Source organism: Izhakiella australiensis, assembly GCF_002006995.1.
GTDB lineage: Bacteria > Pseudomonadota > Gammaproteobacteria > Enterobacterales > Enterobacteriaceae > Izhakiella > Izhakiella australiensis.
Genome location: NZ_MRUL01000001.1, coordinates 472,092 through 493,230 on the forward strand (window position 1 = coordinate 472,092; position 21,139 = coordinate 493,230).

At 54.1% G+C, this 21,139-nt stretch carries 15 protein-coding genes; 9 read left to right on the plus strand and 6 right to left on the minus strand.

Features of this window, described 5'->3' with window-relative positions:
- Positions 1-9: 9 nt before the first annotated feature.
- On the minus strand, positions 10-1,203 hold the full coding sequence (locus BTJ39_RS02115) for a serine hydrolase domain-containing protein (protein WP_078001000.1): 1,194 nt from the start codon (positions 1,201-1,203) through the stop codon (positions 10-12).
- 384 nt (positions 1,204-1,587) lie between these two features.
- Between BTJ39_RS02115 and olsF the strand changes: the two genes are divergently transcribed.
- Both olsF and BTJ39_RS02125 read left to right on the plus strand, forming a co-directional pair.
- A complete protein-coding gene (olsF, locus tag BTJ39_RS02120; protein ID WP_078001001.1) occupies positions 1,588-3,321 on the plus strand; it encodes a bifunctional ornithine lipid synthase OlsF in 1,734 nt (577 codons plus the stop codon).
- A gap of 168 nt (positions 3,322-3,489) precedes the next feature.
- The gene (locus tag BTJ39_RS02125) at positions 3,490-4,767 is read left to right on the plus strand and encodes an acid phosphatase (RefSeq protein ID WP_078001002.1); all 1,278 of its coding nucleotides are present in this window, start codon (positions 3,490-3,492) and stop codon (positions 4,765-4,767) included.
- 50 nt (positions 4,768-4,817) lie between these two features.
- Here the strand turns inward: BTJ39_RS02125 and abgT are convergent, their stop codons facing one another.
- The 3 genes from abgT to BTJ39_RS02140 form a co-directional block, all read right to left on the minus strand.
- Positions 4,818-6,338 (minus strand): p-aminobenzoyl-glutamate transporter, encoded by a 1,521-nt coding sequence (gene abgT, locus BTJ39_RS02130; RefSeq protein ID WP_078001003.1) that lies wholly within the window; start codon positions 6,336-6,338, stop codon positions 4,818-4,820.
- 112 nt (positions 6,339-6,450) lie between these two features.
- Positions 6,451-7,899 (minus strand): M20 family metallopeptidase, encoded by a 1,449-nt coding sequence (locus tag BTJ39_RS02135; protein WP_078001004.1) that lies wholly within the window; start codon positions 7,897-7,899, stop codon positions 6,451-6,453.
- Positions 7,896-9,215, minus strand: coding sequence for an amidohydrolase (locus BTJ39_RS02140; RefSeq protein WP_078001005.1), 1,320 nt, complete (start codon positions 9,213-9,215; stop codon positions 7,896-7,898). Before BTJ39_RS02140 ends, BTJ39_RS02135 begins: the two co-directional genes overlap by 4 nt.
- Positions 9,216-9,525: 310 nt before the next feature.
- Between BTJ39_RS02140 and BTJ39_RS02145 the strand changes: the two genes are divergently transcribed.
- Together BTJ39_RS02145 and BTJ39_RS02150 are read left to right on the plus strand one after the other, a co-directional pair.
- Complete coding sequence (locus BTJ39_RS02145; RefSeq protein ID WP_078001006.1) at positions 9,526-10,437, plus strand: LysR family transcriptional regulator; 912 nt, start codon at positions 9,526-9,528, stop codon at positions 10,435-10,437.
- 47 nt (positions 10,438-10,484) lie between these two features.
- On the plus strand, positions 10,485-10,973 hold the full coding sequence (locus BTJ39_RS02150) for a GNAT family N-acetyltransferase (protein ID WP_078001007.1): 489 nt from the start codon (positions 10,485-10,487) through the stop codon (positions 10,971-10,973).
- Between the two features lie 34 nt (positions 10,974-11,007).
- Here BTJ39_RS02150 and ftnA read toward each other — a convergent pair whose 3' ends face one another.
- A complete protein-coding gene (gene ftnA / locus BTJ39_RS02155; protein WP_078001008.1) occupies positions 11,008-11,511 on the minus strand; it encodes a non-heme ferritin in 504 nt (167 codons plus the stop codon).
- Between the two features lie 1,189 nt (positions 11,512-12,700).
- On the opposite strand from ftnA, the gene BTJ39_RS02160 reads away from it, so the two are divergent.
- Genes BTJ39_RS02160 through BTJ39_RS02170 form a run of 3 tightly spaced genes read left to right on the plus strand, consistent with a single transcriptional unit; the run spans position 12,701 to position 16,531 of the window.
- On the plus strand, positions 12,701-13,435 hold the full coding sequence (locus BTJ39_RS02160) for a gluconate 2-dehydrogenase subunit 3 family protein (protein ID WP_078001009.1): 735 nt from the start codon (positions 12,701-12,703) through the stop codon (positions 13,433-13,435).
- Positions 13,436-13,437: 2 nt separating this feature from the next.
- Complete coding sequence (locus tag BTJ39_RS02165; RefSeq protein WP_422385994.1) at positions 13,438-15,213, plus strand: GMC family oxidoreductase; 1,776 nt, start codon at positions 13,438-13,440, stop codon at positions 15,211-15,213.
- A gap of 16 nt (positions 15,214-15,229) precedes the next feature.
- Positions 15,230-16,531: a c-type cytochrome gene (locus BTJ39_RS02170; protein ID WP_078001011.1), complete on the plus strand. Its 1,302-nt coding sequence runs from the start codon at positions 15,230-15,232 to the stop codon at positions 16,529-16,531.
- A gap of 139 nt (positions 16,532-16,670) precedes the next feature.
- Here the strand turns inward: BTJ39_RS02170 and BTJ39_RS02175 are convergent, their stop codons facing one another.
- The gene (locus tag BTJ39_RS02175) at positions 16,671-17,633 is read right to left on the minus strand and encodes a VirK/YbjX family protein (RefSeq protein ID WP_078001012.1); all 963 of its coding nucleotides are present in this window, start codon (positions 17,631-17,633) and stop codon (positions 16,671-16,673) included.
- Between the two features lie 945 nt (positions 17,634-18,578).
- Here BTJ39_RS02175 and treF point away from each other — a divergent pair.
- Both treF and BTJ39_RS02185 read left to right on the plus strand, forming a co-directional pair.
- On the plus strand, positions 18,579-20,171 hold the full coding sequence (gene treF / locus BTJ39_RS02180; protein ID WP_277869760.1) for an alpha,alpha-trehalase TreF: 1,593 nt from the start codon (positions 18,579-18,581) through the stop codon (positions 20,169-20,171).
- Between the two features lie 255 nt (positions 20,172-20,426).
- On the plus strand, positions 20,427-21,011 hold the full coding sequence (locus BTJ39_RS02185; protein WP_078001014.1) for a YceI family protein: 585 nt from the start codon (positions 20,427-20,429) through the stop codon (positions 21,009-21,011).
- Positions 21,012-21,139: the final 128 nt, after the last annotated feature.

Sequence of the window (21,139 nt, forward strand, 5' to 3'; positions counted from 1 at the left end):
GGTGGTCATTTAATCACAGCGTCCGGGGTTGTCCGCTGCCTGGGCCATGCGCAGCAGCATGCGATGGCCGATATCATTATCCCAGTTAAAGCTGTTTTGCAGCACCACAATGGCGTTGCCGTGGCGCCTGTCCATGCCTATATAGCTGGCGTAGCCGCCGATAAAGCCTGACTGATAAATAATATCCTGCCCGTAAATATGATTGGCGAGCCAGCCGAGAGCGGCGGAGTCATCGTCGCTGGCATATAAGCGCATCCGCATTGCGTCGGCAAAAGCGCGGTCGCGCGTTGGGTTGCCGCTAGCGTGCAAATGGGCAGACAGATATTTCAGCAGGTCGCCCGCGCTGGACCAGAGCGAAGCCGCCCCCATCATGTAACCGCTGAAGTGCCATTCCGGCACCACTTCACCACGCGCGACGAACTTCGGCTGATCGCCGGCATGGCCGCGCGCGCGCCGTATATAGCCCGGCAGCAGCTGCGGATAATAGCCGCTGTGTTTCATCGCCAGCGGTTGCAGTATCAGGCTATTTACCAGCTGCGGTACAGGCCTGCCGCTATGCTGCTCCAGCGCCTGATCGAGCAGGGCATAGCCCAGGTTGGAGTAGATAACTTTGCCCTGCGCGAGCGTGTGGAAATTACGCAGAAAGTCGTTATAGTCGCCAGAATCAAGATCGCCATAAAACGGCGCGCCGGTAAACAGGTAGTACACCAGCTTATCCAGCATTGCGATATTGCTGACCTGTCGCGGTAATCCGGAGGTATGACTCGCCAGTTGCTCCACGGTAATGCGTCGGGCATCGGGGCTGAGTTTATTGCTGCGGGGTAAGAGCTGGCCGAGGGTATCCTGCCAGCTAAGCTGCCCGTGCTGCACCAGCAGCGCGGCGCTTTCGGCGGTAAAGCCCTTGCTGATCGAGCCAACGGCGAACAGCGTATCACCGTCAACCGGTATCAGACGGTCGGTATCGGTATAGCCATAGCTGAATATCTGCTGCTGGCCGTCGGCGGTGATAATACCCACCACCATGCCTGGCGTATGGCCGCTGTCTATTTGCGGCTGTGCTAACTGGTCGATCTGCTGATGCAGCGACAGCGAGCAGCGTGCGCCGGTATTCTCAATATTAGGAGCGTCGATGCTATTGCTGGAGAGTGAGGTGCCGCAGCCGATCAGCAGTATGCTCAGCAGCAGAATGATTACGCGTTTCATGTCCCTGCAAAATGGAAACTGTGCGAAAAATTGCGCTCAGATTAGCAGAAGTCTGACGGATTCTCATGGCTATATGCCGATTAAACCACTTTTTTATTGTGCCCGAACCAAAGTCTTCGTTTATTCGATAAAATTTGACTTAATTAATGCGCTATTGTCACCGGGATATATACCTGATGGTTTTATGGTTATTACCGATGTAGAGTTGGGCGATTCTGGGTTATTACCAATATAACGCGCAGCAGGGCCGCTGTTTTAAATTATGCCGCCTGTGCTTTTTGCTACTTTGTTATTTGAAAAAACATAGCAGGAGCTTAATATTTCTGTAATAGGAGCGTCACAGGCGAGCTTTAATTTCGCGGTAAAAACACCCGGAGATAACTTGTGTTCACTATCGAACAGGTTCTTGCGGATCTCTATCCCGATCATAAACCGGCAGGCTGGCAGCTGGCGCTGCTTAAAAGGCTGCTGCACGAAAAGCAATTTCAGGCGTTTGATCAACAATATCGTCATCTGCAAGGCCTCGATATGGTTGAACAGGTGCTGGAATATTTCGATTTTCGCTGCGATACCAGCGAACGCGATTTGGAACAAATTCCCCCATCAGGACCGCTGGTCATTGTCGCCAACCACCCACTGGGAACCCTTGACGGCCTGGCGCTGCTCCATGCCATCTCCCAGGTTCGACGCGACGTAAAAATTGTTACCAACCGGCTGCTTAACTGCCTCACGGCGCTAAAAAGCCTGATGCTTGCGGTCGACAATATGGGCAATCGCACCAGCCGCCAGCAGGTCGCGTTAATGCAGGAACAGCTCGAAAATCAGGGCGTGCTGATCTTCTTCCCCGCCGGTGAAGTGTCGCGGCTTGGCAGCAAAGGCATCCGCGATGGGAAATGGAGTCAGGGCTTTGTTCGTCTCGCCGCGCGATCGCGCGCGCCGGTGGTGCCTGTACACATCAGCGGGCGCAACTCTTCGCTGTTTTATGCGACTTCCGCGCTCTATCAGCCGTTCTCGACCATGTTGCTGGTCAACGAAATGTTTAAGCAGCAGGGGAGCCGGATCAAACTGCAAATTGGTGAGCGGATACCTTTCGCCAACTGGTATGACGGTCGCACGCCGGCAAAAGAGCTGGCAGCCCGTTTTCGTCGCCACGTTTATCGTATCGGCCAGGGAAAAAGCAGCTTATTTCAGACCGAGGCGGCGATCGCCCGCGCAGAAGATCGGGCGGTGCTGAAAAAAGCGCTTGCTGACTGCGAGGTCTTGGGCCAGTTGCCCGATGGCAAAGTCATTTATCTATACCGCCGCAATGATGAAGCCTACGTGCCAATTCTGCGCGAGCTGGGTCGACTGCGGGAAATCGCTTTTCGTGCCGTTGGCGAGGGCAGCGGTACCCGCCGCGATCTCGATGATTACGATGATGATTATTACCATCTGATTCTGTGGGATGACGAGGCGCTGGATATCGTCGGCGCCTATCGTTTTATTCCCACCGCAGAACAGGTCAAACGCAAGGGAATGGCCGGTCTCTACAGCTATAGCCTGTTTAATTACGGTAACGAGATGAATCCAATACTCGACCAGGGCATTGAGCTTGGCCGCAGTTTTATTCAGCCAGCTTACTGGGGTAAGCGCGGCCTGGACTACTTATGGATGGGAATTGGCGCCTGGCTGGAGAAGTATCCGCAATATCGCTATTTGTTCGGCCCGGTCTCTATCTCCGGCGGCTTACCGCTGGCGGCGCGGGACTTACTGGTGGCCTTCTATCGGCTTTACTTCGCACCGACTCTGCCGCTGGCGCAGTCACGTCGCCCTTACCCGGCATCATTGCCGACGGTGCTGGCGCAATTCAGCGGCGATGATTATCACGAAGATCTACGGCGGCTGAAGCGGCTGTTAAACAATCTCGGCACCGGCATTCCGCCGCTGTACAAACAATATTCCGAGCTGTGTGAGCCAGGCGGCGTGCAGTTCATCGACTTTGGTAGCGATCCCGACTTTAATAACTGCATTGACGGCCTGGTTTTAGTTGACGTCAGTCAGCTTAAAGAAAGCCGCTTTGAACGCTATGTTGCCGTTCATCGCTCACAAGACGCGGGCGCTGAACAACCTACGGTTTGATGCGCTGCCTTTTCCGGTCAGAAAGCGATGGCGCGGGCGTTGATGCCTGCGCCATTTACCCATTCTGAGGATAAGTCGTCAAAAAAATGACTTGTTTTACCGCTGCGGTAATGGAAATCTGTTTGCGCCACATGTTCTGCTATGGACGTTGTTAAAAAGGAATGATTTATGCGTTTATTACTCTCCGCTGTTGCCGGTGCGCTGCTTGTCAGCCCGCTGGTTCAGGCACAAACAGAAGTCGATTTTTCTGCGATAAAGAAGATTGTTGAGACCACCACGCCCGCCAGCTCCAGCCCGGAGTTCGTCAAATTTCAGCAGGATGTCGAGCAGAGAGCGTTAAAAGCGCTGCAAGGCGCCGCGCCGAAGCTGACGCTGCAAGAGGTGATAAAAGCCAGACAAAATAGTACTCAGGCCGATGAAGCCTGGCTGAAAGCCAGCGGTTTCAGCTTTGATAAGAAAGCGCTGAAGAAAGAGAATGTCCAGCTGCTGAGTGCCTTTTCAGCGTTGCCGGAAAGCATCCTCAAGCAGAATCTTGCCACGGTAGAAAAAATCAATAACGGCGCCTCTGATGCCGATCGTCATCAGGCGCTGGTGGATGCCGACGATCGCCCCTATCTTTATTTCCTTGCTGATGCGCTGGGGCCGCGCTTAGGAAAAGCCTTTCTTCGCGCTTATGATAAGGGCGAGCTAGGTAAGGCGGCGGCGTTGATTAAGCGTAGCGAAGTGGGTATTCATCAGGCGAAAGAGCATTACAATAATCCGCGTCCGTTTCGGGTTGCCGGTAACAGCATCCAACTGGTGAAAGACAGCGTTATCGTCAAAAACGACGGATTGTACAAACCTTCCGGCGGTTCGTTCCCAAGCGGTCATACGAATACCGGCTACACCGATGCGCTGCTGCTGGCTGAAATGCTGCCGGAGCGATTTGTGCCGCTGATGGATCGCGCGGCCAAGTACGGCTATTCCCGCCTGGTGATGGGCGTTCACTATCCGCTTGATCTGGTCGGCGCACGCATGGTGGCCCAGCACAATGTCGCCAGCTTCCTCAACCAGCCGGCCTATCGCAAACTGTTTGACGACGCTAAGCAGCAGTTGCGCAGCGCGCTGGAAAAAGAGTGCGGTACTTCATTGGCGGAGTGCGCTAAGCCCGTCAGTAATGCGGACGATCCCTACAGCGCGCCGCAGATGAAAACCCTTTACCGCTTTACGATGACCTACGGTCTGGCGCAGCAAAAAGCGCCGCAGACGCCGGTGGTGGTGCCGAAAGGTGCGGAAGTGCTGCTGGAAGGGCCGCTGCCCAACCTCAGCGCCGAACAGCGCCGCCAGCTGATGGTAAAAACCGCGCTGGCCAATGGTTATCCGCTGTCCGGTAACGTTGAACAGAGCTTCTGGCAGCGTCTGAATTTGCGTGATGCCGCTGCGATGGGGCTGAACGCGGCGAAATAACAGGATGAGATAAGTAAAACGGCCCGGCGTTTGCGCACCGGGCCGTTTTTTTATAGCGCCGGATAAACGCCGGGGCCAATAGGCAGGCCGGAAAAATACCATGCCAGCAGCAGCAGTACCCAGACGCTGATAAACACCAGCGGATAGGGCACGATCAGCATGTAATAGGTACCGAGCTGCGCATCTTTGCGGTAGCGCTGCAAAAAGCCGAGAAACAGCGGCAAGAAGGGGGACATCGGCGCCAGCGGCAGAACGGCTGAATCGGCAATGCGAAACACCATCTGGGCAAAGGCCGGATGAAAGCCGAGCAGCATGAACATCGGAACGAAGATCGGCGCCAGGATCGACCAGATCGCCGATCCGCTGGCGATAAACATGCACAGCAGCGCCGAGAGAAACATCAGGCCAATAAACGCCGGCGCGCCGCTCATACCCAAGGCTTCCAGTCCGTCAGTCAGCGCGATGGCCATAAACTTGCCCATATTGCTCCAGTTAAACATCGCCACGAACTGCGACAGCGGGAATACCATGACGATGAATCCGGCCATGCTTTTCATTGGTTCAATCAGCAGCGCGGGGATATCGTCCGGACGCTTAATCTGCCTGGTCACTACGCCATAGGCGATCGCGACGACGAAAAACAACAGAATGATCAGCGGAACGATGCCCTTAATAAAAGGCGAAGGAATGATGCCGCCACTTTTGGGATCGCGCAGCATTGCGCCCTCCGGCACCACCAACAGGGCCAGCAGAGCGACAAAAATCAGCCCGGCGATGCCGCTCCATAGCAGACCGCGATTTTGCAGCGGCGTCAGCCGGGCGAGCTTTTCTTCTGATTGTCCCTCCCAGGCTGGCAGGCGGGGTTCGATAAACTTGTCGGTCAGCAGCGCGCCAGCAACGGTGAGCACAATGACCGATGCCGCCATAAAAAACCAGTTGTCTATCACGTTAACCTGCACGGCGTCGTTCACCGCTTTCGCCGCTTCGGTACTGATACCGGACAGCAATACGTCGGTGGTGACAATCAGCAGATTCGCGGTAAAGCCGGATGCGACCCCGGCGATCGCCGCCAGCAATCCGGCGACGGGATGACGCCCCACGGCGATAAACATCAAGGCGCCGAGCGGCGGCATCACTACCAGCGCTGCATCAGAGGATATATGGCTGAAAAAAGCGATGAACAGCACCATGTAGCTGGCGTAGCGTGCGCTTACAAATGACGCCATGCGGTTCATCAACGCCTGTAGCAGACCAACCTGCTCAGCCAGTCCGGCACCGATCATCAGCGCCAGGATGGAGCCCAGCGGGGTAAATCCGCTGAAATTTTTAATAATGTTTGGCAGCAGCCACTGTATGCCGCCGCTGCTTAGCAGATTTTTTACGACAATCGCCTCGCCGTTGACCGGATTACGAACTGATATATGAAGCCAGGAGAGCAGGGCGGTGGCGGCCATTAAAACCACAATCAGATAAACAAACAGTAAAAAAGGATTAGGCACCCGGTTACCGATGCGTTCGATCACACTGAATATCTTCCCTGGGCTTTTCTCACGTGCTGTCACGTCGCTCATGGCGAACCCTCGTGGTTGTTTTCCGTCAGTAATGACGAAATCATTGATGTTGTGTTTTGTGCTTATTATTTTTTATCTTGCTACGCCGCTCGCTGGCGGCGCAGGTAAAACATCAGATCTGCGGTGAAGGCGAGACGCCTTCCGGTATTGGGCACTGCCATGGGTATGCCGCGCGCTGCCGGGCAAGTTCCTGCTGCGCGAGATTCAGCGTCTCTGGTTGGGTAAACAGCGTCAGCGCGGTGGCGCCCAGGGTTTTCGCTGCCAGCCACATCCCTTTGTGAGCAATAGAAGTGCGGCCCTGAGCAACCAGTTGCCAGGTGTGCAGCGGCGTACCGAGAGCGAAACAGGGAGCAAAGCATTGCGCGGTCGGCGCTACCCAACTGACGTCGCCGACGTCCGTTGAGCCGTACATCACCGCGTCGGCCTCGGCGTAGGGCGCAACCTCGTGCGTCAGTGTCCGATCGCCGAGACTCTGTGCCCACTGCTGACCTGCGCTGCCGCCGGTACGGGCGATATTATCGCGCGCGTTATGCAGATCTGCCTCGCTAAGCGTCTGACGGATTTGTCCGGCGAACGCGAGCTCCTCCGTGCTGTAGTCCGGTACGCCGAAGTGGTGCAGATGTTGATACATCACCCGCTCCAGCGTTCGGTTAGGGCGGTAATCTGAACAGGCTTTATCAAAACGGATGCTGAGCTGGGTGTCGGTCATCAGCGCCGCGCCGCGCGCGATATTACAAACCCGTTGATAAATATCCTGTACCTGCTCGGTTTTCGGCGCGCGCACCAGATAGAGCACCGCCGCATCGGCCTGCACTACGTTAGGCGAGCGGCCGCCGGTGTTGGTGACCGCATAGTGCAGGCGGGCGTCCTGCACGATATGTTCACGCAGAAAGTTAGCGCCGGTATTCATCAGCGTCACCGCATCCAGCGCGCTGCGGCCAAGGTGCGGCGAGTTCGCTGCATGGGCCGCCAGTCCTTTAAAATGGAATTCGGCCTGAATATTAGCCAGCGTGGGCGTATTGAACATGCCGGCAAAACCCTCCGGGTGCCAGCTCAGGGCGGCGTCGACATCATCAAACAAGCCGTCGCGTACCATAAAGGTTTTTCCGGAGCCGCCTTCCTCGCCGGGGCAGCCATAAAAGCGCACGGTGCCAGCCTGCGGGTGCTGCTCCAGCCAGCCTTTTACCGCTGAAGCCGCCGCCAGCGCGGCGGTACCAAGTAGATTGTGACCGCAACCGTGGCCGTTGCCATTCTCAATCAGCGGCTGCGGGCTGGCCAGCGCGGCCTGCTGACTTAGCCCCGCCAGCGCGTCAAACTCACCCAGCAGGGCGATCACCGGTTTTCCCTCGCCGTAGCTGGCAATAAACGCGGTCTCAATACCGCCGGCATTGCGCTCAACGCTGAACCCTTCAGCCTCCAGCGCATCGGCCAGCAGCGCCGATGAGCGATACTCCTGAAAGCGGGTTTCCGGAACGTCCCAGATGGCGTCGCTTAGCGCGCTATAATCCGCCTCCCGCGCCGTTATCCAGTGATTAATAAATGCCGCCTGTGATGCTGTCATTTTTCCTCCTCCCGGTATTGGTCGATGTTGAGCGCCAGCAGCGTCAGGGTTTTAATTGCCGTGGCCATAACCGATTCGTCGAAATCAAACTTTTCGTTATGGTGTCCGGCGCTGAGATCGCAGCCGAAAATAAGGTAGGAGGCTTGTCCGCCGCGGGCTTTCACCCTTTCCATCATCCAGGTGGCATCTTCCGATCCGGCGGCCTGGTTTTTGCTATCCACGCGCGAGGTGATTTGCGCGATCTGCGCCGCCTGCTGACGAATAAAACGCACCCAGGGCGCGGTGGGCTGCGAACTGCGCGCGCTGCCCATCAGGGTTATGTGGTGCTCGACGTCGTACATTGCGGCGGCGCCGGCGATAACCTGCTGCGTTCGTGCAAAAATGTCATCATTAACCTGATTGCTGCCGCCGCGCGTTTCCACTTTCATGCTGGCGCGATCGGCGACGACATTGCGCCCGCTGCCCGCGCGCAGTACGCCGACGTTAACTCTGGCGCTGCCGCCGCTGTGCTGGGTCAGGGTGTGTAGCGCCAGGGTGGCCTGCGCCGCCGCCAGCAGCGCGTTGCGACCTTCCTCCGGTCGGCCGCCGGCATGGGAGGCGACGCCGTGGAAATCGACGTCCAGCTTGGTGGTTGCCATGAAGCTGTCGCAGCCGCATACCAGTTCGCCGGCAGGAACGCCGGTGCCGATATGAATAGCGCCAAAGAAATCAACCTCATCCACCACGCCAGCCTCCACCATCGCTTTCGCGCCGCGGGTGCCTTCTTCCGCCGGCTGGAAAATGATTTTCAGCGTACCGTTAAGCTGCGCAGCAAACGTCATCAGCGTACGCGCCAGGCCAATGCCGATGGTAGTGTGGCCATCGTGGCCGCAGGCGTGCATCATGCCAGCGTTACAGGAGGCAAAACCATCGCGAAACGGCCGGTGGTCATCTTGCAGGCGTTCGTTAAGATCCAGCGCGTCCATGTCAACGCGAAATGCCACCACCGGACCGGGGCGGCCGGTTTCGAGGGTCGCGACCAGGCCGCAGAAACCGCCGGAAAAGTGGGGCAGCCACTCGGTCAGCGCGCCCTGTTCAATGGCTCGCTGCTCCTCACGCTGTAAGGTCGCGGCATCGGGTAAGCCCATACGATGTTCGGCGCTGATCACTTCCCGCCCCATTTGCAGCTGCCAGCCGAGGCGGTGAAGCTCCGCTGCGACCAGCGTGGCGGTCCGAAACTCCAGCCAGCCGGATTCCGCGTAATGGTGCAGATCGCGACGCCAGTGCTGCAAATCCGCGGCCAGGCTATCGACATAGTCCAGTATTTCCTGTTGCATCAGTCCGTTCCTGTATCAGGTTATAACAGCGCAGGCAGGCGTTGCTCCCCCGTCGCTGTCGGGTGGTAGATATTTTGGGGAAGTAGTAAGACGCATCTGCTCCGGGGAGAGATGACTACTGACCGCTAACTTGTTACCGCGAATTCAATCGCGTTGAGTAACTACGTTGCCGTTGGGAAAGTTGTGCCGTTTACCGGCGTGAAATGCTTTTTTTTAGTTTGTTTAACCGAATCTACACAATGGTAATTATTGAAAAAAGATGACAGTATCTTTTCACTGATAAACAGCGGTTATCACTAAAGAGGCATCAATGCCTGCGGCGATCAAACTTCATCAACTGCGTGCTTTCGTGGCGGTGGCCCGACTCGGCAGTATTCGCGCGGCCAGTCGCGCTGCCCATTTATCCCAGCCGGCGCTAACCAAATCGATTCAGGAACTGGAAGATGGGGTGGGGGCTAAGCTGTTTATTCGCCGTCGGCAGGGCGTGGTGATGACCAATATCGGCGAGAGCTTTTTTAAACATGCCAGCCTGATTCTGGAAGAGTTACGCGTGGCGCAGGAAGATATCCAGCAGCGGCTGGGGCTGGCGGGCGGCAGCGTTAATATCGGCGTTGGCGGCAGCATTGCGCGTACTATCATGCCGCAGGTGATAACCCGTTTTCATCGGGAATATCCGAACGTGAAAATCCGTATCGTTGAAGGCCAGCTGGTTTCAATGATCCCAGCCCTGCGCCAGGGAGAGCTGGATTTCACCATCAATACTTATTATCAGGGGCATCTGGATAATGAGCTGAGCTACGAATACTTAATGGATCGCGAATATCAGGTGGTGGTAAGGCGGGGTCATCCCCTTGAACATGCTACTTCTATTACCCAGCTGCTGGAATGCGACTGGACGATGCCAACGCCTAACGGCAGCTACTACCGGCTGCTGCATGACTTATTTGCCGACCGCGATATGATGCCGAAGATCAGCGTGACCTGTGAAACCTTTATGGCATGCACCAGCCTGGTGGCTCAGAGCGATTTCGTCAGCATTCTCTCGCGTGACGTTATTAGCGATCCCATTCTGGGTAACCACCTGGTGCCGCTTGCGGTCTGCGAACCGTTACCGAAGGCGGGGTTTTATCTGATACAGCGCAAAGATACCGCGCTGACGCCGATGGGAGCCAGCCTGGCGCAGCTGTTCAGACAACAGTGTCGCGTGCCAATGAGTTTTTGATTATGGTATAGCTCTGGTTTTTATTTCGCGCATGTGCAGGAAGCCCTATGGAACCCATCCGTATTGAAGACTGGCGCCCTGAGTTTCGCCAGCAGGTTATCGGTCTTATCCTCCCGATCCAGACCGCAGAATTTTCTATTACTATCACCGCCCAGCAGCAGCCGGATTTGCAGGATGTTCGCGGGTTTTATCAGTACGGCAACGGCGGATTCTGGCTGGCCTGCCACGGTAAACAGGTTGTGGGCTGTATCGCGCTCAAAGATATCGGTGACGGGGAAGGGGCGCTGCGTAAAATGTTTGTTGCCGCTCCGTGGCGCGGGCGGGAGCATGGCGTCGCGGCGGCGCTGTTAGCCCATTTGCTGACTCATGCCCGTGAACGCAAAATGCGAACGCTCTATCTTGGCACCACCGCAGCCTTTCTGGCGGCGCATCGCTTTTATGAAAAGCATGGCTTTAGTCTGGTGGAGGCCGATACGCTGCCAGAAAGCTTTCCGCGTATGGCGGTAGATTCACGCTTTTATCGCATGGCGTTATAAGAAACGCCGCTGCGAGCGCAGCGGCGTAACAACGTCAGAGAGTTTCCTGAGCGCCCATTTTGCCGAGGTCTTTATCGGCCAGATACAGACCTTTACCATCCTGGCCAACCAGTGCCAGTTTATCAATTACCGCTTTGAACAGTTTCTCTTCTTCATGCTGCTCAGCGACGTACCATTGCAGGAAGTTGAAGGTTGAATAATCTTGGCTGGTCATGGCTGCGTGAGCCAGCTCATTGATTTTGCTGGTGATTAGCTGTTCGTGTTCGTAAGTCATGTCAAAGACTTCAGACAGGCTGTTGAAGGTAACCGGCGGTGCTTCAATGCTGCCCAGCACCGGCATAGCGCCGGTATCGCTCAGGTAATTGAACAGACGCTTCATATGATCCATCTCTTCGCTGGAATGCTCGCGCAGAAACGCCGCGGCGCCTTCAAAGCCTTTGTCACTGCACCAGGCACTCATTTGCAGATAGAGATTGGCAGAATAAAACTCAAGATTCAGCTGCTCGTTGAGCCTTGCTGTCATTTCATTAGTTAGCATGGTTACTCCCGGAATGTTATTTTGAAAATTAATATCAGGCGATGGTGCTTATTATGCATAGCTTAATAAAAATAGAAATGGCGAACAGGCTTAATTTTTAAATATTTGTTTCGATTTATCGTTAAAATGATTAACTGATAATTATTATCGCGTTAAAAGTGAATTATTCTCATTGTTTAATGGGGATGATAATTATTTTTATTACCTGGCGATGAGTTTCAGCCTGGAAAATAATAACCACATATATCATAAGGTTGATAAGGCCGGCCGCCGTGGGGCATGCCGGTATCTGGCCCTTATCGGGCGGGTTGGCGGGCACCGGGCGACAAACACGTATTCTTGTCGCCCGGAAAATAAAATAACAAACCAGGTCTGGTGGCTGTTAATAATAATCTTGCGATGAATGGCTAAATAATTCAGCAGGGCGAGCGATGTGACGGTAGGCGAATAGTTTCATGCCGCAGACGATGCTGGAATATATCGCTGGTGCAAATAATTGGTCGGTGGATAAATAAAGAATCGGGTAAAGGGTCGGCTGTGGGCCCGGGCCGCGCGCGCTTTCACTGCGTGCAGAGACATCGCCGCGCCGGGCAGGATTTATGCCGGTGCGATTGCCCTCTATAAACCAGAGAGGGCGGCGATGGCAGCAAAGGGCTATCAGAGAACAGCGGCCCGCATCGCTTACAGAGACATCGCCGCGCCGGGCAGGACTTATGCCGGTACGATTGTCCGCTATAAACCAGAGAGGTGACGATGGCAGCAAAGGGCTATCAGAGAACAGCGGCCCGCATCGCGTAGTGGCCTCTGCGTCGCGCCCGTCGGCGATGTGCTTCTGGTAACAAATGTCAAGGATACGTCGGCACTGCTATAACTGCCTGATCTGGCATCGTGGGCTGCACTGACAACGCCGGGCGGGCAGTCTATAACAATTCTCGCGCAATAAGTTATAACAATATTACTTTAAGGTTTTTATATTAATATCATAAAGATGGAGTGTTTTTGTTGAGTTAATGTTGTGAGAAAAAACGTTTTCATTAACATTTGTTAACATTTTTGCGGCTTACCCTGACAAAAAATAAGATTATTTTAACTCCATTCAAATTACTCCAATAATTATTAGCGTGCTTAACATCGGGCCATCTATGGCGACGTTTGGCACTTTTTTGGTATACACCGACTGGAAAGCATAATGAGTAAGAAAAGCAACGAGGGCGTGCCCTCGCGGCGGCGTTTTCTGCAAAAAACGCTGTCGATTATCCCATTGGCTGCCGTAGGCGGCAGCAGCGTCGTTTCCCTCAGTACCCTTGCCGCCGATGCAGACTCCAAAGCAGAAGGCGTTTCAGCCCACTACGTACCGACTTTTTTTAATAATGATGAGTGGCGGTTTATCCTCGCCGCCACCGATCGACTGATCCCAAGCGACAGTAACGGTCCGGGCGCCGTCAGCGAAGGCGTGCCAATTTTCATTGATAAACAAATGGAACTGCCATATGGCCATGGTCAGCTGTGGTATATGCAGGCCCCTTTTGCCAGCGCTGCTCCTGAAATGGGCTATCAGTCCAATCTGGTGCCGCGTGAAAACTATCGCCGCGCTATCAAAGCAATAAACGGATATTGCCAGCAGCAGTTCCAGAAAGTGTTTGCCGACCTTAGCCATCAGCAGCAGGAAGATATTCTGCACCAGCTAGACGGCGGCAAGCTGACCTTTGATGACGTGCCGGGCAAGCTGTTTTTTGAGCAGCTGTTGGAAAACACCAAAGAAGGCTATCTGGCCGACCCGCTGCACGGCGGTAACCAGACGCTCGCTTCCTGGAAGCTGATCGGATTCCCCGGTGCCCGCGCCGATTATCAGCAGGTAATGGATAACCCTAACAAGCCTTATCCGTTAGGGCCGGTCAGCATTTCCGGTAAAAGGAGCGTTTAATCGTGGCAATTAAAAAAGATCCGGTCGACGTAGTGATCGTCGGCTTTGGCTGGACCGGCGCGCTGATGGCGATGGAGCTGGCAGACACCGGCCTGAACATTCTGGCGCTGGAGCGCGGCGAAGCGCGTGATACTTATCCTGACTTTGCTTATCCGCGCATCATTGACGAACTGACTTACGGCATTCGTCTGAAGCTATTCCAGAACGCTTCGAAAGAAACGGTGACCGTGCGTCATACCAGCGGCGAAACCGCGCTGCCTTATCGTCGCTTCGGTTCTTTCCTGCCCGGCGACGGCGTCGGCGGCGCCGGGGTTCACTGGAACGGCATGCTGTGGCGCCCGCTGGAAGCGGATATCAAAATGCGCAGCACCGTTATCGAAAAATACGGCGCGGATTTTATTCCCAAAGATATGACCGTGCAGGACTATCCCTTCAGCTATGAGGAGATGGAGCCGTTTTTCGATAAGTTCGAAAAAATATGCGGAACCGCAGGCCAGGCCGGCAACGTTAACGGCGATAAGCACGAAGGCGGCAACCCGTTTGAAGCGCCGCGTAAAAATCCTTATCCGACGAAGGCGCTTAAGCAGCAGTATTCCGGCATGTTATTTAGCAAGGCGGCCAAAGAACTGGGGTACAACCCGTTCCCTGTGCCGGCGGCAAACTGTTCTGAACCTTATACTAACCCGTACGGCGTAGACCTTGGCGTCTGTAACTACTGCGGCTTCTGTGAACGCTACGGCTGTTTTAACTACTCGAAAGCCTCTCCTAACGCGAACGTGCTGCCTGCGCTGCGTTCCTATAAAAATTTCGAGCTGCGCCCGCAGTCGCATGTTCTACGCGTGAATACTGATTCAACCGGTAAGAAAGCCACCGGCGTAACCTATATTGATGCTAACGGCCAGGAAGTTGAGCAGCCGGCCAACCTCGTGGTTTTGAGCGCCTTCCAGCTGCATAACGTGCGTCTGCTGCTGCTGTCGAAAATCGGTAAGCCTTACGATCCGACAACCGGAGAAGGCGTGGTCGGGCGTAACTATGCCTATCAGATGACCGGCGGTATTAAGCTGTTCTTTGATAAAGACACCTATTTCAATCCGTTTGCCGCCACCGGTACTACCGGGATGTACATTGACGAGTTCAACGCGGAAAATTTTGATCATGCCAAACTGGGCTTTATCGGCGGCGCAACCATTTCTGCCACCACCACCGGCGGCCGTCCTATTCAGCAGATGACTCTGCCCGGCAAGGCGCCGAAGTGGGGTTCAGGCTGGAAAGCATCGATCAAAGATAACTACCTGCATTCGATGGGCGTCGGCTCTTCCGGTTCGGTGATGCCTTATAAGCAGTGCTATCTCGATCTCGACCCGACCTACAAAGATGTTTTCGGCCAGCCGCTGCTGCGTATGACTTTTGACTGGCAGGAAAACGAGCTGAAAATGACTAATTTCATTGGCAGCAAAGCGGAAGAAATTGTTAAACGCATCGGGCCAAAATCTTATGAGATGGGTTTCAAGAGCATGAAAGCCCATTATGACGTGCGTCCCTACCAGTCAACCCACACCACCGGCGGCGCGGTGATGGGTGACAACCCGAAAGACAGCGTGGTGAATAAATACCTGCAGAGCTGGGATGTGCCAAACCTGTTTGTGCTGGGCGCTTGCTGTTTTCCGCAGAACCTGGCCTATAACCCAACGGGTATCGTTTGCGCCACTGCGCTGTTTTCTGCGCACGCGATTCGCACGCAGTATCTGGCTAACCCCGGACCGCTGGTCCAGGCATAACAGGGTAGAGACGACAATGACTATGCGTTTAAAAGGAATCATCCCCCTGTTGTCGCTGGCGCTGTTTCCGCTCGGCGCTTACGCCGCTGACGGCAGCGAAGCGGTCAGTAAGGGGCAGTATCTGGCAACGGCCGGCGACTGCGTTGCTTGTCATACCGCCGCAGACGGCAAGCCGTTTGCTGGCGGCCTGAAAATGTCGACCCCGGTCGGCGCGATATACAGTACCAATATCACCCCGGATAAAGAGACGGGCATTGGCGATTACAGCTATGACGACTTCGCCAAAGCGCTGCGTGAAGGCGTGGCGAAAGATGGCCATCATCTCTACCCGGCGATGCCTTATACCTCATTTGCCAAAATTAATGATGAGGATATGCACGCGCTGTACGATTTCTTTATGCAGCAGGTGCAGCCGGTTAAACAGGCTAACCGCGACAGTGATATTCCCTGGCCGATGAGCATGCGCTGGCCGCTGGCGGTGTGGAATAGGGTATTTCATGATGAAAAGGTCTTCCAGCCAGACAGCAGCCAGAGCGCCGAGTGGAATCGCGGCGCCTATCTGGTTCAGGGCCTGGAGCACTGCGGTACCTGCCATACGCCGCGCGGTATTGCCTTTGAGGAAAAAGCGCTGGACCAAAGCGACAGTGCTTTTCTGACCGGAGGGACGCTTGAAGGTTGGCATGCGCCCGATCTGACCGGCAACGCGAAAGATGGTTTGGGGCGCTGGAAGCAGCAAGACATCGAAAATTTCCTGAAAACCGGACGTACCGATACCACTATGGCGTTTGGCTCTATGACTGACGTTATTGAGCACAGTACCCAGCACCTCAACGATGCCGACCTGAAAGCGATGGCGGTTTATCTGAAGTCGCTGAAAGCGTCGAATCCTGAGGCTAAAGCGCCTGCTGAGCAAGACGACACCACGGCAGCGTTGATTAAAGGTGATATGAGCAAGCCCGGCGCGCAGGAATATATGGACAACTGTGCTGCCTGCCATCGCACTGATGGTAAAGGCTACACCAACGCCTTCCCGGCGCTGGCCCATAACAGTGCGCTGCTGAGCGATGATCCGTCATCACTGATCAGCATTGTGCTGAAAGGCGGCAAAACGGCGGTGACCAAAGAAGCTAAGAGCGGTATGGCGATGCCGGACTTCGGCTGGCGCCTTAACGATCAGCAGGTGGCCGATCTGCTTACCTTCGTGCGCAGCAGCTGGGGCAATCAGGCGAAAGCCGTCACTGCCGATCAGGTAAAAGATATCCGTAAGGAATCATCGACAGCTGAGCAGAAAGACGTTCATCACAGTGATAAACGTTAAGCATTACGCTTGCCATCAAGCCAAAACCCCGGATTTCCGGGGTTTTGTTTGTCAGGTGGACGGTTCAGGCCGCTGTATCAGCCATGCAGCCGGTGCTGGCCCGGAAACCATTCCGGAAGCAGTTGGCTGCTGTGCTTTGTCAGCCGGGTAGCTGACAGCGCTGGGTTATCTGCGCGCTTATCTGGTCCAGCAGCTCATAGCGCCGACGGTATTCCGCGCGCTTTTTGCTGGCAATATCTTCAATCGCCTTTCTCGGCATTTGCAGCGGAAAGATGAAGTTGCCTTTAACATCCTGCACGGCGCCTAGCGATTGCCAGAACTCATCATAATCTGCCAGCAGCTTATCTTTTTTCTTTGTCCGGTAGCGCCATGAAGCATAAATATGGTTGCGGTTACTGACGGCGATGACCTGCTCAGCAGAGAGTTGTTGCGCCAGATTAATTACGGCCTCTGTCAGCAGACGTTTTGGAAATAAACCGTGACAGGATTTGGTCGCCGAATGGATACTTTCATGAGGCGTGTGATTCCGCGCGCCCTGTAATCCGCCAATAAATATAGCCTGCTTATTATTGTATCTGACAAGCGTAAACGTCAGCAGCGCCAGCGTGGTATTTTGCTCATCGCAAAACTGGAGGGTTGCTTCGCCCTCTTTACCGAGAAAATCTTCAGCACGTAATTTTACGCTGAATTCTTTCTGATCTTTGCCGGTTATTTTTGCCAGTACGGCACCGCGATCGGAAAAATAACCGTCAATAAGGTTGCGCGGCAAGGCATGGCAGAACTGAAGGTAGTGATTGTTTATGCTGCTTTGCTTTTGACCCAGGCCGATGCCCAGCGCCATCCATGGGCGCTGCAGGCGGCAAGGCAGACCCGGTTGCGCCTTGATTATCTGGTTGAACAGGGGATTTTTCGCCATCTCAGAAAGATAGCGATAAGTGTGAAATGGCATGCAAAGAGAACGAATAACAAATTTTCTGCGATAGGTTTTTCCCAGCCAGTATTTTCCAGGCGTGATGTTACCCTGCGCCAGATTAAAAAATAGTGACCAGCCGTTTAGTGGCTTCGCGCCATAAATGTTATTGGTTGTTTGGATTGATGACACAATTAATCCGCCATAATAATCATGAAATTACGAGACAGGGTAAGCAATTAATTCTCATTGTCAGCATTACCCGTAACATAAGGCGTGGCGATAGTATCATTACGAAAATAAACCAGGGTTAAACTTGCGCGGGGCGAATGACGGAGTAATCGTTAATAATTCCTGGCCGTTGTGGCGCCGTTTAATATTCATCTGCGGTGACGTTTAAAGGCAGTGCGGGTTAATTATCGCCGTGGTTAGCGATAAACATTCTTTAGCGACGCATCACCCACTTCGCTGTAAAAGTGAGATCGGGATCGGATTGCGCGATGCTATGGTGTTAAAAAATAGGACAAATGTGGCGCACATCGATTTTTTTCTCTGCGCAATAGGCTATCAATTACATCTGTCATCGCATTTATCGCCGGAGAAAGTATGTTTAGCATCACCTTTATCCACCTGTTCAGAATCCGCCGCTGGCGGCGACGTGAGGTCTCAGCTTCCGCGACAGCAGCACGCTAGCGCGGCTGGTCCAAACGGCGCTTTTGTAAAGCGCAACGCTACGTTTTTGAATTATCCTGTTTTGGCCAGTGTTGTCCCAGACTGTTTTAGCGTTGATGGCAGGTTTTCTATTTTATTTAGCGATAACAGCGCATTAGCGTAGTGATATTTGAAGTGCATCTTTGAAATTTTAATTTTATTACGCACGGATTTTTCTGAAATGGCGCGTTAATAGTATGACAAAATGTGTTGGTTAATAACTGAGAATAAACCACAGCAGTATATCTTTGATTTCCTTTACATTGCGTTGATTTTGAATCCCTGACGCCTTCCCCTATAATAAGAGACCTGACTTCGTAAAATAGACATCACATCAGGTTCACGACGTAGAAGGAGGAGATTATTATCAATATTCAACGCAAAGATATCGATAACATCTATCCTGGTAGTGACGAAGAGAAGAACCTGTTCAACAAAGATTGGGAAGTTATTCCGGCGGATCCGGCTGAGGTTGAACCCCAGCCGGAGGTGATCCGGGGTATGCCCGTTCCTGACATTTTAACGCCAGCGGACAGATATCTTGAGTTGTTTGAGTCGGTTCAGCTCGAACGCGTTTTTGCCGATAGCAAAACCTTTGCCGATTGCGCGCCGTTAAAAGATCCCCAGCAGATCCTCGATGACTATCGACGCCTGCGCTATACGCATGGGTTCAACTTAAAACAGTTTGTCGCAGACAACTTTGAATATACCCCTGTCGAAAAGAGCGACTACGTCTCCGATCCGGGTAAAACCCTTGCGCAGCATATTGATGACCTGTGGCCGGTCCTTACCAAGGAGCCACGCGGTCAGTCGCCGTTTTCTTCGCTGCTGCCGCTGCCAAAATCCTATGTTGTTCCCGGCGGGCGCTTCGGCGAGACCTATTATTGGGATTCCTACTTCAGCATGCTGGGACTGGCTGAAAGCGGGCGCGAAGATCTGCTGCGCAATATGGCGGACAACTTCGCCTGGCTTATCGATAACTACGGTCATATTCCCAACGGCAATCGCACCTATTATCTCAGCCGTTCGCAGCCTCCGGTGTTCGCGCTGATGGTCGAACTGTTTGAGGAGGACGGCATTCGCGGTTCTAAACGCTATCTGAGCCAGCTGATCAAAGAGCACGATTACTGGATGGATGGCGCCGCCACGCTGGAGCCGCAGCAGGCTTATCGCCACGTAGTGAAACTGCCGGACGGTTCGCTGCTCAATCGCTACTGGGACGATCGGGACACGCCGCGTGACGAGTCCTACGCGGAGGACGTGGAAACGGCCCGCGAGTCATCGCGCCCTGCCAGCGAAGTCTATCGCGACCTGCGAGCCGGCGCCGCTTCCGGCTGGGATTATTCGTCGCGCTGGCTGCGCGATCCTCAGCGGCTGGCGAGCATTCGCACGACCCAGTTTTTGCCGATCGACCTTAATGCATTGTTATATAAGCTGGAGTGCATGATAGCCAGTATTTCGGCTAATGCCGGCGATGAAACCACCTCGGCGCGCTTTAACCAGTACGCCGTGCGCCGCCGCCGGGCCATTGACCGCTACCTGTGGGATTACAATGCCAACATTTATCGCGATTATGACTGGCATCGTCAGCGGCTGGCCGCGTATACCGCAGCGGTAGTGGTTCCGCTATTCGTCGGGCTGGCAAGCCCGGTGCAGGGAACCTTCGTTGCCCGGGCGCTGGAGAAAGATCTACTGAGCGCAGGCGGTCTGGTTACTTCACTGCACAATTCCGGCCAGCAGTGGGACAGCCCCAATGCTTGGGCGCCGCTGCAGTGGATGGCGATCCAGGGATTAAATGCCTATGGCGAAGAGGTGATGGGCGCCGAGCTGGCGCGACGCTGGCTGACGACGGTGCATGATTTTTATCGCCAACATGCCAAGCTGGTAGAAAAATACAATATCGTCGGTAGTGAAGTTAAAGCGGGTGGCGGCGGCGAATACCCCTTGCAGGATGGTTTTGGCTGGACAAACGGGGTCACGCGCCGGCTGATTGCTCTCTATCCCGGCGTGGTTGATTAGTGCCTTTCCAGGGTTAAAACCGGTAATACCTCAGCTTCAGCCCGCGTAACCAGCGCGGGCTGAAGTCTGTTGCCCCAACGTATTTCGCGCCCCGCGGATAATTTCAGGCAATTGCAGAGCAAACTGCGCAGAAAAAATAGTTAATTCAGGTTATTACTTAAAATATTTGAACGTTATAAGCAAAAGCTTTTAATAACCTGCTGGCGTTAAATTCTGCACAATCGAAACTCCATTCCTGAATAAAAGGTCAGACGAATGTCAGTAATGAAAAAGCTATATTTACCCTTGGTTATCGGGCTGGGTATTTATTCGCAGGTAGCGGCAGCAGCGGGGGAGCGTTATACCATAGATCCGGGCCATACCTCCGTTATCGTCTCCTGGACGCACTTTGGTTTCTCTCACCCGACGGCTTCCATTAGCGAGGCATCGGGCAACATTGTTTTTGACCAGGCCGACCCTTCGCAGTCAAAAGTAGACGTCAGCCTGCCGCTTAAAACCATCGATACCCGGGTGCCCGCGCTGACCAAAGAGTTTCTTGGTGCTAAATACTTTGACGTGAAAAAATACCCGACGGCGGTTTTTCACAGCAGCAAAGTGACGGCAACCGGGGATAACAAATTCGACGTGGCTGGCAACCTGACGATTAAAGGCATTACCAAACCGGCTGTGCTGCATGCCGTGCTGAATAAGCAGGGAATGCACCCGATGGTGAAAAAGCAGGCCATTGGTTTTGATGCCACAACCACCATTAAGCGCGCTGATTTTAAACTCGATCAGTACGTGCCGGCAGTTAGCGATGAGGTTGAAATTCGTATTTCAACCGAAGCTTACGCCAAATAAGTCTTCGCCAGTGAAACCCGCAGTCGCTTCTGCGGGTTTTGCCACGGCGAGGCGGGTAATGCCAGGGGTGCTTGCCGCGCATCGGCATAGCCAGAGGACTTTTCTGCTGGCGCGGCGGGCAGAAAAAT

Excerpts from the sequence above, each read along its gene's own strand:
- BTJ39_RS02135 (WP_078001004.1), bottom strand. The coding sequence starts at position 7,899 with ATGACAGCATCACAGGCGGCATTTATTAATCACTGGATAACGGCGCGG.
- BTJ39_RS02145 (WP_078001006.1), top strand. The coding sequence starts at position 9,526 with ATGCCTGCGGCGATCAAACTTCATCAACTGCGTGCTTTCGTGGCGGTG.
- BTJ39_RS02150 (WP_078001007.1), top strand. The coding sequence starts at position 10,485 with ATGGAACCCATCCGTATTGAAGACTGGCGCCCTGAGTTTCGCCAGCAG.
- BTJ39_RS02115 (WP_078001000.1), bottom strand. The coding sequence starts at position 1,203 with ATGAAACGCGTAATCATTCTGCTGCTGAGCATACTGCTGATCGGCTGC.
- ftnA (WP_078001008.1), bottom strand. The coding sequence starts at position 11,511 with ATGCTAACTAATGAAATGACAGCAAGGCTCAACGAGCAGCTGAATCTT.
- BTJ39_RS02160 (WP_078001009.1), top strand. The coding sequence starts at position 12,701 with ATGAGTAAGAAAAGCAACGAGGGCGTGCCCTCGCGGCGGCGTTTTCTG.
- BTJ39_RS02170 (WP_078001011.1), top strand. The coding sequence starts at position 15,230 with ATGACTATGCGTTTAAAAGGAATCATCCCCCTGTTGTCGCTGGCGCTG.
- BTJ39_RS02140 (WP_078001005.1), bottom strand. The coding sequence starts at position 9,215 with ATGCAACAGGAAATACTGGACTATGTCGATAGCCTGGCCGCGGATTTG.
- BTJ39_RS02185 (WP_078001014.1), top strand. The coding sequence starts at position 20,427 with ATGTCAGTAATGAAAAAGCTATATTTACCCTTGGTTATCGGGCTGGGT.
- abgT (WP_078001003.1), bottom strand. The coding sequence starts at position 6,338 with ATGAGCGACGTGACAGCACGTGAGAAAAGCCCAGGGAAGATATTCAGT.
- BTJ39_RS02125 (WP_078001002.1), top strand. The coding sequence starts at position 3,490 with ATGCGTTTATTACTCTCCGCTGTTGCCGGTGCGCTGCTTGTCAGCCCG.